At 67.1% G+C, this 16752-nt stretch carries 15 protein-coding genes; 10 read left to right on the top strand and 5 right to left on the bottom strand.

Annotation, left to right across the window (positions count from 1 at the left end):
- The first annotated feature begins 144 nt into the window (after positions 1-144).
- The 7 genes from AC1DVR_RS02710 to AC1DVR_RS02680 all read left to right on the top strand — a co-directional run bounded on the left by AC1DVR_RS02710 (position 145) and on the right by AC1DVR_RS02680 (position 8433).
- On the top strand, positions 145-1743 hold the full coding sequence (locus AC1DVR_RS02710; RefSeq protein ID WP_477998979.1) for an ABC transporter substrate-binding protein: 1599 nt from the start codon (positions 145-147) through the stop codon (positions 1741-1743).
- Between the two features lie 71 nt (positions 1744-1814).
- Complete coding sequence (locus AC1DVR_RS02705) at positions 1815-3092, top strand: cytochrome P450 (protein ID WP_477998978.1); 1278 nt, start codon at positions 1815-1817, stop codon at positions 3090-3092.
- Between the two features lie 99 nt (positions 3093-3191).
- Positions 3192-3953 (top strand): GntR family transcriptional regulator, encoded by a 762-nt coding sequence (locus AC1DVR_RS02700; RefSeq protein WP_477998977.1) that lies wholly within the window; start codon positions 3192-3194, stop codon positions 3951-3953.
- 78 nt (positions 3954-4031) lie between these two features.
- The gene (locus AC1DVR_RS02695) at positions 4032-5171 is read left to right on the top strand and encodes an acyl-CoA dehydrogenase family protein (protein ID WP_477998976.1); all 1140 of its coding nucleotides are present in this window, start codon (positions 4032-4034) and stop codon (positions 5169-5171) included.
- Positions 5172-6431 (top strand): four-carbon acid sugar kinase family protein, encoded by a 1260-nt coding sequence (locus tag AC1DVR_RS02690; protein WP_477998975.1) that lies wholly within the window; start codon positions 5172-5174, stop codon positions 6429-6431.
- A gap of 60 nt (positions 6432-6491) precedes the next feature.
- Complete coding sequence (locus AC1DVR_RS02685) at positions 6492-7145, top strand: class II aldolase/adducin family protein (RefSeq protein ID WP_477998974.1); 654 nt, start codon at positions 6492-6494, stop codon at positions 7143-7145.
- A 40-nt stretch (positions 7146-7185) separates the two neighbouring features.
- Entirely contained in the window at positions 7186-8433 is a 1248-nt protein-coding gene (locus AC1DVR_RS02680; protein WP_477998973.1) for an aminotransferase class III-fold pyridoxal phosphate-dependent enzyme, read from the top strand.
- A gap of 42 nt (positions 8434-8475) precedes the next feature.
- Here the strand turns inward: AC1DVR_RS02680 and AC1DVR_RS02675 are convergent, their stop codons facing one another.
- The 5 genes from AC1DVR_RS02675 to AC1DVR_RS02655 are packed head-to-tail and all read right to left on the bottom strand — an operon-like array spanning position 8476 to position 12623.
- Positions 8476-9291, bottom strand: a complete 816-nt coding sequence (locus AC1DVR_RS02675; RefSeq protein WP_477998972.1) for an SDR family NAD(P)-dependent oxidoreductase — start codon at positions 9289-9291, stop codon at positions 8476-8478.
- A 23-nt stretch (positions 9292-9314) separates the two neighbouring features.
- Entirely contained in the window at positions 9315-10625 is a 1311-nt protein-coding gene (locus tag AC1DVR_RS02670; RefSeq protein WP_477998971.1) for an alanine racemase, read from the bottom strand.
- A complete protein-coding gene (locus AC1DVR_RS02665; protein ID WP_477998970.1) occupies positions 10622-11347 on the bottom strand; it encodes a GntR family transcriptional regulator in 726 nt (241 codons plus the stop codon). The genes AC1DVR_RS02670 and AC1DVR_RS02665 overlap by 4 nt, the downstream gene beginning before the upstream one ends.
- Complete coding sequence (locus AC1DVR_RS02660) at positions 11344-11853, bottom strand: RidA family protein (RefSeq protein ID WP_477998969.1); 510 nt, start codon at positions 11851-11853, stop codon at positions 11344-11346. Before AC1DVR_RS02660 ends, AC1DVR_RS02665 begins: the two co-directional genes overlap by 4 nt.
- Positions 11853-12623: an HpcH/HpaI aldolase family protein gene (locus AC1DVR_RS02655; protein ID WP_477998968.1), complete on the bottom strand. Its 771-nt coding sequence runs from the start codon at positions 12621-12623 to the stop codon at positions 11853-11855. The genes AC1DVR_RS02660 and AC1DVR_RS02655 overlap by 1 nt, the downstream gene beginning before the upstream one ends.
- Positions 12624-12792: 169 nt before the next feature.
- Here AC1DVR_RS02655 and AC1DVR_RS02650 point away from each other — a divergent pair, with 169 nt between their 5' ends.
- From AC1DVR_RS02650 to AC1DVR_RS02640, 3 genes are read left to right on the top strand one after another with little or no spacing between them, the layout of a single operon-like run.
- Entirely contained in the window at positions 12793-13674 is an 882-nt protein-coding gene (locus AC1DVR_RS02650) for an SMP-30/gluconolactonase/LRE family protein (RefSeq protein WP_477998967.1), read from the top strand.
- Positions 13675-13707: 33 nt separating this feature from the next.
- Positions 13708-15255 (top strand): acetolactate synthase large subunit, encoded by a 1548-nt coding sequence (locus AC1DVR_RS02645; RefSeq protein ID WP_477998966.1) that lies wholly within the window; start codon positions 13708-13710, stop codon positions 15253-15255.
- A 24-nt stretch (positions 15256-15279) separates the two neighbouring features.
- Entirely contained in the window at positions 15280-16737 is a 1458-nt protein-coding gene (locus tag AC1DVR_RS02640) for an NAD-dependent succinate-semialdehyde dehydrogenase (RefSeq protein ID WP_477998965.1), read from the top strand.
- The last annotated feature ends 15 nt before the right edge of the window (positions 16738-16752 follow it).

The raw sequence follows: 16752 nt of genomic DNA, 5'->3' as shown, positions 1-16752 counted from the left end.
TAAATGTGAAATTAAGTTCCATATTAAAGTCGAGTCGCTTTGACGTCTCGTTACCCCGGCAGGAAGAACGCATGGCGATGCCGGGTCCGGATCAGAGAACGGGCCAAAGAATCCCGCCAATCGCAACAGTGGAGAGACCAGATGATGAGACTACCCAGACTGTTCCAGCCGCGCAGCCTCGTGCTGTCGGCGGCCCTTGCCGCGGCCCTGTCCGGCACCGCCTTCGCCGAGGCCCGCACCCTGGTGATCGCGCGCGACATGGATATCAACTCGCTCGACCCGCAGCACGCCTGGTGCGACACCTGCCAGATCTTCAACTCCTCGGCCTATGAATCCCTCGTGACGCTGGACAAGGACAACAAGCTGCAGCCGCTGCTGGCCAAGGCCTGGGAGGTCAATCCCGAGCAGACCCAGATCACCTTGCACCTCGACCCGGCGGCGAAATTCGCCGATGGCTCGCCGGTCGAATCCAAGGACGTGAAATGGACCTTCGAGCGGCTGAAGAACCTCAAGACCAACACCACCTTCATGGTCGATCCGATCGCCTCGATCGAGACGCCTGATGCAGCGACCGTGATCCTGAAGCTGGCCGCACCGAACTCGGAATATCTGCAGATCCTCGCGTCGTCCTACATGGCGGTCCTGAACAGCGACCTTGTGGCCGCGAATGGCGGGCTGGCCGATGCGACGGCGGTTGACAAGGACACGGCAGAGGCCTGGTTCCTGACCCATTCCGCTGGCTCCGCGCCCTTCGTTCTGGGCAGCTACGAGCCGAACGCCGAACTGCGCCTGAAGAAGAACGACGCTTACTGGGGCCCCAACCCGGCCAAGGTGCCGGAAGTGGTGTTCCGCCAGATCAAGGATGCCGTGGCCCAGGCGCAGGCCCTGCAATCGGGCTCGGTCGACATCGCCCAGCAGATCGATGCCGAAACGGCGAAAAGCCTGACCGGCTCTGACGTGGTGGTCGAAAACCTGCCCTCGTTGAACTTCGTCTATCTGGCGCTTTCGCCCGGGGCCAAGAACAACAAGGTGCCGCTGGATGCCAAGGTCCGCGCGGCGATCTCGGCCGCGATTGACCGCAAGTCGCTGATCGATCTGGTGGTGGGCGGTGCCGGCCATGAGATCGCGGTGCCGGTGGCCCCGGGCTTCCCGGGGGCGGATGGTCACAAGGTGCCGGAATATAACGTCGAACTGGCCAAGAAGCTGCTGGCCGAGGCCGGGCATCCGGATGGGTTCGAGATTGAATCGATCTATCCCGACATGAACGTCTATGGCGTCGACTTCGGCCTGATGATGCAGAAGGTGCAGCAGGATCTGTCCAAGGTCGGCATCAAGGTCACCCTGGCGCCGATGCCGCTGTCGAACTGGCGCGATGTGATCAACAGCGACGGCATCCCGCTTACCGCTGTCTTCTACGCGCCCGACTTCTACGGCACCTCGCAGTTCATCGACTACTTCGGCCTCGCGCCCGGCTCGACCTGGGCCAAGCGCGCCGGGGGCGAGCGTGACCCCTCGATCCTGAACAACGACATGCGCGGGATCATGGATGCGGCCCTGTCGGCGCCGACCGCCGAAGCCGCCGCCAAGAAGTGGTTCGAAGCGGCCGATATCATCGACAACACCGGGATCTTCCTGCCGATGATCAACCCCGACCTGATCCTCGCCTATCGCAAGGGTGTGACGGGCGTGCGCTTCAGCGTCTGCTGCAACACCCCGCTGGCCGAGATTTCGATCGGCGAGTGAAGCACCTTGGGCGGGGCCTTCCGGTCCCGCCCTTTGACCCGCCAGCCCTTCCCTGACTCAAGGAGCGCCCCTTGCCCGAGGTTTTGAACATCTCCGCCTTGCAGACCCTTGAACAGGCCGGCTTCACCGGCGGGCGCGACAATTTCCAGGCCTTTTGCGCCAAGATTTTCGCATCAGACCAGCCGCGCTATTTGCGATCCGAGGACATGGCCCTTGTCGTCTTCCGCCATGCCGATCTTCTGGCTTTTGGCACCGCCGCTCAGGTCGGCAACGTGCCGCCCGGCGTGGCCTTTCCGGGGCGGCTCGATGCGCCGCCGGGCACCGTTCCGGCCGCCGGCAAGCGCGTGGCAGAGGTGTTGGCGACCCAGATCTTCTTCACCAACCCGCCGATCCACGGCGCGACCCGCCGCATCCTGTTGAACTGGATCGGCCCCAAGAGGGTCGGCGACATGGAGGGTCTGGTCCGCGCCCTGGTGGACGAAATCCTCGACGGTCTGCCCATCGGCACCGAGATCGACTTCGTGCCCCTGGTCGCAGAAGCGCTTACCGTCGGCTTCTGGGCCCGGCTCTTGCAGCTGACCGCGGATGAGGTGGCGCGGATGACCGAAGCCGTCCGCCGCATGACCCGCCTCTTTGTCCTGCAGCGCAATCTGGACGATCTGGCGCTGCTGGATCTGGCCTTTGACGCCTATGCCAAGATCCTTGATGCCGCCGCCGAGCGCGGCCTCGCACGCGGCGACCCCGACTTGCTGGAGATCGAGCGTCAGATCAAGGACCTTGATTTCCCTGAAGATATCCATGTCACCGGCATCCTGCCCCGCAGCGTCGGGCAGGTCCTCTCGGGCAATCTGATCGACGGTTTTCACACCGCGGCCCTTGCCACCGCCAACACCTGTTTCAGCCTGTCCCGCCATCCCGAAGTGCTGGAGGAGATGCGCTCCTCTCCCCCCCTGCTCGCCAAGGCGATTGCCGAGGCGCTGCGGATGGAGCCGCCGGTTCTGTATCTGAAGCGTTACCTGCTCGCGGATTTTGAACGTGACGGGATGGTGGTCCCTGCCGGCACCATGGTCGTGATGATGTGGGGCGCGGGCAATCTGGACCCGGCGGCCTTTCCCGACCCGGGGCGGTTCGACCCGAACCGCCGGCAGCAGGGCCTGATGACCTTTGGCGGCGGCGCCCATATTTGCCCGGGCCGTTATGTCGGCGTCATGCTGACGCGCCTTTTGCTGGAAGGCTTCGCCGCGCGCGACCTGCACTTCTCTCCCGGGACACAGGCGGCGGAGTGGATTCCCGGCCATATCATGGGGCAGCTACAAAGCCTGCCGATGCAGGTGGACAGGCGCGCCTGACCGGCACCCTGCCCGCCTGGCCATTCCGGTTTCATCTTGCCCGGGCAAGGATCTCTGTCAGGAAGGGGCGGGAATGAACCGCCGGAAAGCAAGCAGACCATGGCTGAACCCGACCCCGACATCACGCGCGACAGCCTCTCGGCCCGGATCTACGCCCATCTGCGCGACGAGCTGATGACGGGCCTGCATGCGCCGGGCAGCCGGATCAGCATCCGCAAGCTGGCGATACGGCTCGACACCTCGCCAACCCCGGTGCGCGAGGCGGTGTTCCAGCTGATCCGCGAAGGGGCCCTGGAGCTGCGGCCCGGCTTTCAGCCGCGCGTGCCGGTGCTGGATCTGACGGCCTATCTTCACATCCGCGACACCCGTGTACCGATGGAACGTCTGGCCGGGGAACTGGCGAGCGTCCATATCACGCCGGACGAGATTGACGCCCTGAAGACGTTCCATGACGCCTATGCTCAGGGCATCCACGACCGCGACTGGCGCGCGGCGGTGCTGGCCAATCAGGCTTTCCATCTCAGCCTCTACCGCGCCTCGCGCAATGCGGTTCTGGTCGGTGTGATTGAAAACCTCTGGCTTCTGTCCGGCCCCTTCGTGGCCGAGCAGTTACCCCATGCGGTGCAAATGCCCACCGACGCCCACCCGCATCTGATGATCCTCGACGCCCTGCGCCGCCGCTCGCCGATGGAGGCCGGCGACCTGCTGGTGCGCGATTTGCGCGAAGGCGCGCAGCGGATCATCAGCCGGCTGCACGACCCGGCGGGCCGCAAGCGGAGCCGCAAGGGCCGCAAGTCGGGTCAGCCTGATCCGGCGGTGACGGACAAGGCCAAGGTGGGGGCTGCAGTCCCGCATTCGTAAGTGGAATTTATGACCATTTTTGTTGCGACATGCTGGTGACTGTGCCAGTCTGCCCCGGAAGCCGGAATGGAGGCGCAGGTGATCAGGGACGCGGAGCTGCTGGAAAGCCTGGTGCAGACGGTGCGCCGCTTTGTCCGCGAACGGCTGGTCCCCGCCGAGGCCGAGGTCGAAGAGACCGACGCCATCCCGCCCCGTCTCATCGCAGAAATGCGCGATCTGGGCCTGTTCGGCCTGTCGATCCCCGGGGAATACGGCGGTCTTGGCCTGACGATGGAGGAAGAGGTCCGGGTGGCGCTGGAAATCGGCCAGACCTCGCCCGCCTTCCGCTCGGTCTTTGGCACCAACAACGGGATCGGCTCGCAGGGCATCATCGCCGACGGGACCGAGGCGCAGAAGCGCCACTGGCTGCCGCAGATGGCTACGGGTAAAGTGATCGGCTCCTTCGCCCTGACCGAACCCGATGTCGGCTCGGATGCGGCTTCGGTCAAGACCACGGCGCGGCGCGCAGGTGACCGCTATATCCTGAACGGCACCAAACGCTATATCACCAACGCCCCGCATGCCGATGTCTTCACCCTGATGGCGCGCACCGGGGGGCCGGGCGCCTCGGGCGTGACGGCGTTTCTGGTGCCGCGCGATGCCAAGGGTCTGAGCCTTGGCCCCATCGACGCCAAGATGGGCCAGCGCGGCACCAAGACCTGCGACGTCATCCTGCAGGACTGCGAAATTTCCGCTGATGCCGTGATCGGCGGGGTCGAGGGGCAAGGTTTCAAGACCGCGATGAAGGTGCTGAACCGGGGCCGCCTGCACATTGCCGCCGTCTGCGCGGGCCTTGCGCAGCGGCTGTGCGAGGAATCGGTCAGCTTTGCCCGGACCCGCGTGCAATTCGGCAAGCCGATCGGCGCGCACCAATTGATCCAGGCCATGCTCGCCGACAGCGCGGCCGAAACCTTCGCCGGCCGCGCCATGGTGCAGGACGCCGCCCGCCGCTTCGATGCGGGCGAAAGCATCGTGCAGGACGCCGCCTGTGCCAAGCTCTTCTGTTCCGAGATGGTGGGACGCGTCGCGGACCGCGCCGTGCAGATCCACGGGGGTGCCGGCTATATGCGCGCCTCGCCGGTCGAGCATTTCTACCGCGATGCGCGGCTGTTCCGGCTGTACGAGGGCACCTCGCAGATCCAGCAGATCATCATCGCCCGCGAAATGTTGAGGGATTAGATGGCGGCAAATCTGGGCATCATCGCGGACGATTTCACCGGCGCCATGCTGGTCGCGGGCAAGCTGGAGGCCCTGGGCATCGAAGCCCCGGTCTCCTTCCTGCCCGAAGGCCTGGCCGAGGGGCCCTCGGGCCAGATCGCCATCCTCGCCACCCGCGCCCGGCTTCTGCCGGTGCCAGAGGCGCTGGGCTTCATCGCCACCGCAGCCGAGGCGCTGTCTGCCGCCGGTTGCCCGCGTCTGGCCTACAAGGCCAGCGGGTCCTTCGACAGCACGGCAGAGGGCAACATCGGCCCCGCCGCCGACTTCCTCAGCGACCGCGCCGGGGGCGCGCCGGTGCTTATGAGCGCGGGGTTCCCCGCCTATGGCATCACGGTGCATCAGGGCTATCTCTTCTATCGCGGGCGGCTGGTGACGGAATCGATCAAGCGGCAGGACCCCCTCACCCCGATGCCCGACCCGGATCTGGCGCGCTTCCTGTCCGGTCAGACCCGCAGCCCGGTGGCCCTCTTGCCGCATTCGGTGCTGCGCCAGGGCGTCGAGGTGGCCGCAGCCGCTTGGCAGGTGCTGCTTGACGGCGGTGCGCGGCATGTCCTCTCCGATACCAGCGACGACGGCGATGTGGCGGTGACCGTGGCGCTGGCGCTCCGCCGCGCTTCGGTTGTGGTGGGGAGCGATCCCCTGATCATCGGCTATGCGCTGGGGCTGGCCGCTGAGACGGCAAGCAAGGCGCCGCTCGCGCGGGTCGAAGGGCCGGGCGCGGTGATCGTGGGCAGTGTGGGGCCCACCGCCACCGCGCAGATCGCCCGCTTCGCCGAACATGGCCCGGTCTTCACCCTTGACCCCGCCGACCCGCGCCCCGATGCGGCGCTGATCGCCGCGGCGCTGGACTGGGCGACGCCACGCATCGGCCCCACCCCGTTCTGCGTCGCCACCGAAACCACCGAGGCTGGAGTGGAGCGCGCACAGAAAACCCTCGGCCCGATCGGCGCCGCGCGGCGGGCCGAGGCTTTGCTCTCCGCCGTCGCCGCAGGTCTGCGCGACCGGGGCATCCGCCGTCTTGTCGTCTCGGGCGGCGAGACTTCGGGCGCGGTGGTGGCCGCCCTCGGCATCCGCCGGATGCGCGCCTTGCCCGATGGCCCCTTGGGCAGCGGCTTTTGCCAGGCCGAGCTGCCGGTGCCGATGGCGCTGTTCCTGAAGTCAGGCAAGATCGGGCCGGAGGATGTGCTGGCCCGCGCCCTTGACGCCATGCAACGCAGATGAGGGACAGATGAACCCACGCACCGCCAAACCCATGATGACACAGCGGAAAGGCCCCTGCGCATGACCGAAACGATAAAACGCGCTGAGATGGTGGCCGCTGTCGCCTTTCTGGAGGAGGCGGGCCTGAACCACGGCAGTTCCGGCAATATCAGTCTCCGGCACGGCGACCATATCCTGATCACACCGACAGGGGCGCGGGCCTCGAACCTGACGGAAGAAGGCATCGTGGCGCTTGATCTGGACGGGGAACTGGTGCCCGGCACCTCCGGCGTCCCCTCGACCGAATGGCGGCTCCATACCGAGGCGATGCGCCACAATCCGCATGTGCAGGCCGTGGTCCACAGCCATGCCGACAATTGCGTCGCCCTGTCCTGCCTGCGCCAGCCGATCCCGCCGTTCCATTACATGGTGGCGAGCTTTGGCGGCAACACGATCCCCTGCGCCCGGTATGAGGCCTTAGGCTCAGACGCGCTGGCCGATGCGGTGGTGGAGGCGAGCCTTGGCCACAAGGCCTGCCTCATGGCCAATCACGGCATGATCACCCTGGGCACCACGCTGACCCAGGCGCTGGATCTGGCGGTCAAGCTCGAGATGCTGGCGCGCCAGTACATCCTCGCCCGGCAGGCGGGTGAGCCCGTGCTTCTGTCCGAGGCCGAGATGGCCGAGGTCCACCGCCGTTACCCCTATTACGGTCAGGCGCGGATGCCGCGCTGACCCCGCAATGCTGAAACCGCAGATGATGCAGGAGAATGCCATGAAAGATGTCTTGCCCCTCGAAATCTCTGGCCGCGATGCCGAGCTGCGCGCCCGTGCGGCGCGGGTCGTGCCGGGCGGCCTTTGGGGTCACCAGCGCGCCGCCGCCGTGCCGCGCGGCTTTCCGCAGTTCTTCAGCGGCGGAAAGGGTGCGCGCGTCACCGATGTGGATGGCAGAAGCTACATCGACTTCATGTGCGCCTGGGGGCCGATGGTTCTGGGCTACCAGCATCCCGAGGTGGACGAGGCGGTGCGCCGCCAGCTTGAGAAGGGCGATTGCGTCGATGGCCCGACCGAGCATCTGGTGGAACTGGCCGAACTTCTGACCGAGACCATCCCCCATGCGGATTGGGCCATGTTCCAGAAGAACGGCACCGACGCGATGACGGCTTGCGTCACCATTGCGCGGGCGGGCACCGGGCGGCGCAAGGTGCTGGCGGCTAAGGGCGCCTATCACGGGGCAGCGCCCTGGTGCTCGCCGTCGCTGGTGGGGGTGACGGCCGAGGATCGGGTGCATCTGATCCGCTTTACCTTCAACGACGTCGCCAGCCTTGAGGCGGCGGTGGCCGAGGCTGGCGACGATCTCGCCACCATCATCGTCTCGGGCTACCGCCATGACCTTGCCCAGACGCAGGAGCTGCCGACCCGCGAATTTGCCGCCGCCGCCCGCGCCCATTGTGACCGGCTGGGCGCCGCGCTGATCGTCGATGACGTGCGCGCGGGCTTCCGGCTGAACCTTGGTGGCAGCTGGGAGGAGGTGGGCGTCCAGGCTGACCTGTCCGCCTATTCCAAGGCCATCGCCAATGGTCAGGCGCTCGCCGCCGTCACCGGAAACGAGGCCTTCCGCGAAGCCGCAGCCAAGGTCTTTGTCACCGGGTCTTTCTGGTATGCCGGCGCGCCCATGGCCGCCGCAGTCGCCACCGTGAAGGTTCTGCACCGGATCGGCGGTCCCGCCGTGATGAAAGCGGCAGGAGAGCGGTTTGCGGCCGGGCTTTACGAACAATCGGCCCGGCATGGTTTTCAGATCGAAATCTCCGGCCCAGCGGTGATGCCGCTGTTGCTGTTCAAGGGCGACGATGCGACCAATTCGCTGGGCGAGCAGTTCTGCCAGCAAGCGCTGATGCGCGGGGTTTACCTCAACCACCGCCACAACATGTTCCTGTCCACCGCCCATGACGCCGCGGTGATCGACGGGGCGCTGACGGCCACCGAAGACGCCTTCGCCGCCCTCGCCCGTCTGCGGCGTTGAAACCTTGCCCCGGCGGGTTGAACCGCCGGGGCCGACGCCCCGCTAGCCTTTTGCCGCTTGCGCGCGGCGCAGGCGCAGCTTTTCCAGCCCGATCGCCTCGTTCTTCTCGACATAGTCCAGCATCGCGCTTGGGCTGATGCCTAGTTGCTTGACCGCCTCGCCCCGCTCTGGCGGAACGAAGACCTCGACCGGGCGGGTCGCCATCGCCTCGACAATGCGGGCGGCGACGGTTTCGGGTGTCACGGGCGTGCCCGAGAAGGCCAGCGCCATCGCGTCATCCTCGGCCTCTTTGGCCAGCATCGGGGTTTCGGTCGCGGTCGGGTAGATCAGGGTGAAATCGACCGGCCCGCCACGTTCTTCAATCGCAAAGGCGGCGTGGAAGGCGCGCAGGGCGTGTTTGGCTGCGGCATAGCTGGCAATCCCCGGATAGGGGATGAAGCCGTTCATGCTGGAGACCGAGATCAGATGCCCCGACCCCTGCGCCTTGAAGCGCGGCAGGGCCAGGGTCATGCCGATCACCGCGCCGAAGAAATTGGTCTCCATCGTCGCATGGTGCTTGGCCAGCGAGACGTCGCGGACCCAGCCCGTGTGCACGATGGCGGCATTGTTGATCAGGCAGTCGAGCCGCCCTTCGCGCGCCCAGACCGCATCCAAGGCGGCGGTCCACTCCGCCTCGGAACAGATGTCGAGCCGTTGGGCCCTGGCCCCCTGCCCGATGGCCGCCGCCACAGCCTCGGCCTTCTCCAGGTTGATGTCGGCCAGCACCACGCGGTACCCCGCCTCTGCCGCCAACCGCGCTGTGGCAGCACCGATGCCCATCGCGGCACCGGTGATCATCACGACTTTGCCTTGTGTCATAGGGGGTCTCCTTGAAGGGGCGGTCAGAAATAGGTGCGCAGCGATCCGGTGACGGTGTAGCCCTCGTCCACCAGATGCATCAGCCGCCATTTGTCGAAGGTGAGGCAGGGGTGCGAGATGCCAAAGCCGATCATGTCGCCGACCTTGAGGGGCGAGGTCTCGGGTACCTGCAGATGGCAATGCTGGTCGTTCAGGCGCAGCACGACATGGCCTTCCGGCATGGTCTCTGGCGCCGACATGCCGGTTCGGAACCATTTCAGCGCCAGCGGCAGATCGTCATAGGAGGTGTCGCGCTTGCCGAATGCCACGATGACTTTGCCCGGCTCTGGCCGCGACTGGACATAGGCCCAGACCTCCAGCGCCGCCTGAAGGCCGCCGCCCCTGTTGGCAAGGTCCGGATCGCGCTGGCGCAAAGCCTGCTGCGCGCGGGTGTAAAGGATCGAGTCATGGGTGATGTAGCAGCCCGAACGGATCAGCACGCGCTTGGGATGGCGCAGCTGCACCGCCCCCAGCTTTTGCGCCACGATGTCGTAATAGGCCGAACCGCCGGCCGAAAGCAGCACCTCGCCGGGGTCGAACAGCCCCTCGGCCTCGACGGTTTCGGCGAGGGTGACCATCCCGTCCAGAAGGGCATTGACCTGCGCCAGCGACTCCGCCGCGCCATCGTTGCGGATCAGGCCTTCAAAGCCCTCAATCCCCGCAAGGCAAAGCGCGGGGGCCTCTGCCGCCACAGCCCGCGCCAGCATCAGGGCGCCATCTACGGTGCGACATCCGGTGCGCCCGCCCTCATAGCCGAGTTCGACCAGAACCTTCAGCGGGCGGTCCAACCGCCCCGCGCGCGCCGCCGCCGCAAGGGCTGCAGCATTGGCCAGGTCATCGACCAGACAGAAGAATTCCACCTCGGGATGGGCCTTCAGCGTCGCCGCCAGATCGCGCATGGCCTGACGACCCACCACCTGATTGGCCATGAACATCCGCCGGTAACCAAAGGCCACGGCCACCTGAAACTGCTGCATCGTGGCGACGGTGATCGCCCAAGCGCCGTCGGCCAGTTGCAGATCGAAGAGGGCGGGGGCCATCGTCGTCTTGCCATGCGGCGCGATATCCGCCCCGGCATCGGCCAAAAACCCGCGCATCCAGGCGCTGTTGTGCAAGAGAAGCTCCTGCCGGATCACGGCGACCGGCAGGGGCAGATCCTCGCGCAGCAGGTTCCAGCCTTGGGCCGCCACCTGATCCAGCGGCACAGGTGCCGCGAGGGCAGGCACGCCCTTGTCCAGCGCGGTCAAGGGCGCCTCCCAGTGGCGCGGGGCATGAAGGGCGGCTTTGGCGGTCATGGCGTCTCGTCCTGTATCGGGTTGGGAGGGGGAGTGTCCTGCGCCCGCTCCGCCTCCATCTGGCGCAACAGACGGAAGGACCCGTCGCGCAGGTCGTTCACCATCGCATCGCCGGCCTCGGTCGCGGATCTGCGGGCGATGGCCTCCATCAGGATCTCATGCGGATGCGGAGAGATCTGGGCATTGCGCAGGCCCGGATACTGGTTGGCGGTGAAGGGCCCGGCGATCAGCCAAAGGTTCTCGATCACCCCGATCAGGACCGGATTGCGCGCGGCGGCATAGACGTGGAAGTGAAACGCGCGGTTGGCCCCCAGCGCGCCGCGCCAGTCTTCGGCGCGCTCCCGCTCGACGAAACGGTCATGCAGGGCGTGCAAGGTCGCCAGATCGGCGTCGGTCATATGGGCCACCGCGAGTTCCGTGGCCAAACGCTCCAGCGGGGCGCGGGTCTCGCGCAGGTTGATGTAGCGCCCGATTTCCAGCACGGGCACCCGGGGCTGGTGACCGGGCCGCAGCTCCAGCGCCTGTTCGCGGACCAGCTGAAAGACGGCCTCACGCACCGGCGTGGCCGAGACGCCAAAGCCTTCGGCAAGCCGGCTGATGTTGAGACGCGTCCCGGGCAGAAACTCACCCGACATCAGGGAAAGCCGCAGGTTGCGATAGACCTGCTCGGACAGGCTTGGTTTGGCCCCGATGCCCAGTGGCTCGCCCGCGCTCCCGGTCATGCCGCATGATCCTGCGTTGGGGTCAGCCCGGGCGCATCGGGGGCGGCGCAACTGACGATCATCTCGATTTCGACGGTGATCTGGCCTGGCAGGCTGCCCGCGCCGATGGCCGAGCGGGCATGGCGGCCGCGCTCCGGCCCGAAAATGTCCAGCAAAAGGTCGGAACACCCGTCGATGACGGCGGGGTGGCGCGCAAAGTCCGGCGCGGCGTTGACAAAACCCAGGACCTTGATGATCCGCCCGATCCGGTCGATCGAACCGAGTTCCGCCGCGGCCGCCGCCAGCAGGTTCAGCGTGACGAGCCTCGCATGGGTCCGCGCTTCCACCTCGGTCACCGTAGCACCCACCTTGCCAGTGTGTTTGACCCCCTCCGCCGTCACCGGCCCCTGACCGGAGAGGAACAGCAGATCGCCGTGCCGCACCGCCGTGGCGAAATTCCCGACAGGTGGGCGCGGCGGCGGCAAGTGCAAACCCAACTCCGCCAGGCGTTGTGAGGGGAGGAGCATCACCCCTCCGCCTTGCGAAACGTGCCAAGGCATTCCCGCGCCGCAAGGGCCATCAGCGCGGCATCGCTGGCCAGCGTGATCAGCCGGAAACCCATCGCTGCCATCCGGCGCCCGTATTCGGGCGAGATGCAGTGGATGCCGGCGAACTGGCCGCGTTTGGCCGTTTCAGCCAGGATCCGGCGATAGACCTCCAGCACATCCGGCTCATTGCGGTCGAAGGCCGGGGCATAGCCCATGGTGAAGGACAGATCGCTCGGGCCGACATAGACGCCGCTGACCCCCGGCACGTCCAGGATCTCCTCCAGCGCCGCCACGGCCTGCACCGTCTCGATCATCGGGATCGCCAGCACCTCGTCATTGGCGAAGCTCTGGTACGTGGCCCCCGGTTCCCCATAGGCCGCCGCGCGGTTCGGCCCGTTTGAGCGCGCGCCCTTCGGCGTATAATAGCAGGCGGCGACGAAATCCTCGGCCTCGGCGGCGCTGTTGACCATCGGGCAGATCACCCCCCAGGCCCCCGCATCCAGCGCCTTGCCGATGATCCCCGTCTCGTTCGAGGGCACCCGCGCCATCAGCGGCACCCCCGAGGCAGCGGCGCCCTGAAAGCAGCTCACCAGGCTCATGTAGTCCTGGACCCCGTGCTGAAGATCGACGGTGAGGCTGTCCCAGCCGCAGCGCGCCATGACCTCGGCGCTGTAGCCGCTGGGAAGCGAGAGCCAGCCATTGGCGCAAACCTCCCCCGAGGCAAGCCGCTGGCGCAGTTTGTTCCGCAATTTAACCCTCTTGGCTGCATGATTCTGCTGGTTTTGATATATCCTGTATGACAAATTGCATCCACGCAACTTCGATCTGGCCGGTTTTCACGGGCTGAAACATCAAAACCCGGCGCGCGCAGGCGTGTCGGCAGCAATACCGGGGCTTGAGGCGCCGGAAGGGGGCCATATGCCCAAGGATTCATGGGTTTTTACCGAGTGTGTCGACCTTGAAACCGGGATCGGCGAAGGGCCGGTCTGGGATGCCGAGCGGGGCGTCCTGTGGTTTGTCGATATCCCCGCCGCCGCCCTCTACTGCCACGCGCCGGGCAGCGGCAAGGTGACGCGGCACGACATGCCCGATCAGGTGACCAGCATCGGGCTGACGACGGATGACCGGCTGATCGTCTCATTGCGGACTGCGGTCCATTTCTTCACCCCGGCGACCGGCAAGCTGGAACTTCTGGCGACCCCTGACGTTGGCGCGCCGGTCAACCGGCTGAACGACGGCAAGGTCGGCCCCGACGGCTGCTTCTGGGTGGGCTCGATGCATGTGGCGCGACCGGCCCAGCCGACCGGCGCCCTGTTCCGGATCACGCCTGAAGGGGAATGCACCACGCATTCCAAAGGCTTGCATGTCTCCAACGGTCTGGCCTGGAGCCCGGATCACCGCACCATGTATCACGCCGATTCCCGCGGCCCCTTCATCAAGGCCTATGACTTTGATCCCGCCACAGGCGCCACGCGCAACCCCAGAATCTTCGCCGCCCCCGACGAGGCCACAGGCCTGCCCGACGGCGCGGCCATCGATGTCGAAGGCAATTACTGGAGCGCGGGCGTCTCGGTCGGTTGCCTGAATGTCTTTGCCCCGGACGGAAGCCTGCTCCGGAGGATCGCGGTGCCGATGGCGGCGCCGACGATGCCCTGCTTTGGGGGTGCTGATATGAAAACCCTGTTCGTTACCGGCCTGACACGCCGGGATGGCGCGCGTATCATCTCGCCCGGGCGGTTGATCGCCTGCCGCGCGGATGTCGCGGGCGCCCCGGTGGCGCGTTTCGGGGCGTCGCTATAGGCTGTTTGATATATGATGGAAGGGAAGACGGGAATGTTGGGTGCAGAGAGTTTGGTGCGCAGCCTGCTGGCGAGCGGGATCGACACGTGTTTTGCCAATCCGGGCACCAGCGAGATGCATTTCGTCGCGGCCCTTGACCAATTCCCCCAGATGCGGGCGGTGCCCTGCCTCAGCGAGACGGTGGTGACGGGCGCCGCGGACGGCTATGCCCGGATGGCCGAGAGGCCGTCCGCGACGCTGCTGCACTGCGGGCCGGGCCTCGCCAACGGGCTTGCCAACCTGCACAACGCGATGCGGGCGCGCAGCCCGGTGGTCAACCTCGTGGGCGATCAGGCGACCTATCACGCGCCTTTGGACCCGCCGCTGAATTCGGACATCGAAAGCCTGTCAAAGCCGGTGGCGAAATGGGTCCGCCGCAGTCTTCAGGCGGCGGATGTCGGACAGGATGCCGCGCGGGCCGTGGCCGAGGCTGCGACCCAGCCCTGCGGCGTGGCCGTGTTGGCCCTGCCCTCCGACACCTGCTGGAACCCCGGCGGCGTGGTCGCCCCCCGGCTGAACCTGCCCGCTGCGGCGCTTGCCGACGAGGCGGCGGTTGAGAAGGCGGCAGAGCTCTTGATGGGGCCGGGGCAATCGGTGCTGATGCTGGGCGATGCGGCATTGCGCGCCCGCCCGCTGGCCCTGGCCGCCGCCATCACCGCCAAGACCGGTGCGCGGCTGTTCGGCCCGACCCATATAGCAAGGGTGGAACGCGGCGCCGGGCGGCATGGCGTCACCCGCCTGCCCTACCCGGTCGACGAGGCCGTCGCCGCTTTGGCCGGCACCACGCAGCTTGTCCTCGCCGGTGCGCTGCGTCCGGTCGCCTTCTTCGCCTATCCGGGCAAGCCCGGCGTGCCGGAGCCGGCGGGCTGCACGCTCCACAGCCTCGCCACCCCGGCCGAGGACGCGGTGGAGGCGCTGGAGCGTCTCGCCAAGCTTCTGGATGTGACCGCCGCACCCGCCCCGCGCCTGGCGCCGCCCGCCCTGCCCCTGCTGGCAGGGACCGCGATCACCTCGGGTTCGGTCGCTGCTGTCCTTCAGGCACTGCTGCCGGAAAATGCCGTGGTGGTGGATGAAAGCGTCACCTTCGGACGCGAGTTCTATACCGGCACCGCCGATGCCGCCCCGCATGACTGGCTGCAGCTGACCGGCGGCGCCATCGGTTGCGGCTTGCCTTTGGCGACCGGAGCTGCCGTTGCGGCGCCGGGTCGGCGGGTCGTGACGCTGCAGGCGGATGGCTCGGCCCTTTACTCGCTGCAGGCGCTCTGGACCCAGGCGCGGGAAGGGTTGGATGTCACCACGGTGATCCTGTCCAACCGTCGCTATGCCATCCTGGACGGCGAGTTGAAGAATGTCGGCGCGGCGGAGGGCCCGGCCAGCGCCCGCCTCTTCGACCTGGGCAGGCCCGACATCGACTGGCCCGCGCTTGCGGCGGGCTTTGGCGTTCCGGCTGCACGGGTTGACACGCTTGCCGCCTTCGCCGAGGCCTTCAGCGCCGCGAACCAGCGCCCCGGCCCCTTCCTGATCGAACTTGTCATTCCCTGAACCGCCTTGCCGAAGGAGCCCGCCATGCCGGACCAAGCCATCACCGCCTATCCCGACACCCTGCTGCTGATCGCCGGCAAGTGGCGCGCTGCTGGCGACGGCCGCCGCCTGCCGGTGATCAATCCCGCCACCGAAGAGGTGATCGGCCATGTCGCCCATGCCGGCATCGCCGATCTGGACGAGGCCCTTGCCGCCGCCGACGCGGGCTTTCGTGTGTGGCGCGCCACCTCGGTCTTTGAACGCTACCGCCTGATGCGCGCGGCAGCCCAGCTTCTGCGCGAACGGGCCGAGACGGTGGCCAGCTGGCTCACCCAGGAAAACGGCAAGCCTCTGGCCGAGGCGCGGACCGAGGTCGCCTCGACCGCCGACCTGATCGACTGGTTCGCCGAAGAGGGCCGCCGCACCTATGGCCGCATCATCCCCGCCCGTCTGGCCCATGTCCGCCAGATGGTGATCAAGGACCCGGTCGGCCCGGTCGCAGCCTTCACGCCGTGGAACTTTCCCTTAAGCCAGCTGGTCCGCAAACTGGCCGCCGCCCTCGCCACCGGCTGTTCGATCATCGTCAAGGCGGCGGAGGAAACCCCCGCCTCGCCCGCCGCCCTGATCCGCTGCTTCACCGATGCGGGGATTCCGGCCGGGGTGATCGGGCTGGTCTTCGGCACGCCGGCCGAGATTTCCACCCACCTGATCCCGCATCCGGTGATCCGCAAGGTGTCCTTCACCGGATCGACCCCAGTCGGCAAACATCTGGCGGCACTGGCCGGTCAGCACATGAAACGGGTGACGATGGAGCTGGGCGGCCATGCCCCGGTGTTCGTCCTGAAGGACGCCGATATCGGCAGGACCGCAGCGGCGGTTGTGGCCGCCAAGTTCCGCAACGCCGGGCAGGTCTGCGTCTCGCCCACGCGGTTTCTGGTCGAGGCACCGGTCTATGACGATTTCGTCGATGCCTTTGCCGAGGCTTCGGGCAAGCTTCGGGTCGGCAACGGCTTGACCGAGGGCACCCAGATGGGCCCCCTCGCCAACGACCGCCGTGTGGCAGCAATGGAGATGCTGGTTGGGGATGCGGTCGCCTCCGGTGCGCGGCTGGTCACTGGCGGCAACCGGATCGGCAACAAGGGATACTTCTTTGAACCCACCGTTCTGGGCGAAGTGCCGGTGCAGGCCCGCGCGATGAACGATGAACCCTTCGGCCCGCTCGCCCTGATGGTCCGAATGGCCTCGCTCGACGACATGCTGGCCGAGGCGCAGCGCCTGCCCTTCGGCCTTGCCGCCTACGGCTTCACCCGCTCGGCCGCGCAGGCGGGCCGGCTGACCGATGAGGTGCCGGCGGGCATGCTGTCGATCAACCATTTCGGCCTGGCCTTGCCCGAGGTGCCCTTCGGCGGCATCAACGATTCCGGTTATGGCACCGAGGGCGGCGCGGACGCGGTGGAGCCCTATCTCAACGCCCGCTTCGTCAGCCACCTGCAGGTGGACTGACGGCAAACGCCCCGC

The sequence above is a fragment of the Rhodobacter sp. P2_H5 genome (genome assembly GCF_056403335.1).
The sequence above is the reverse complement of the archived record's forward strand: the minus strand, read 5'-3'. Positions and strand labels throughout refer to the sequence as shown.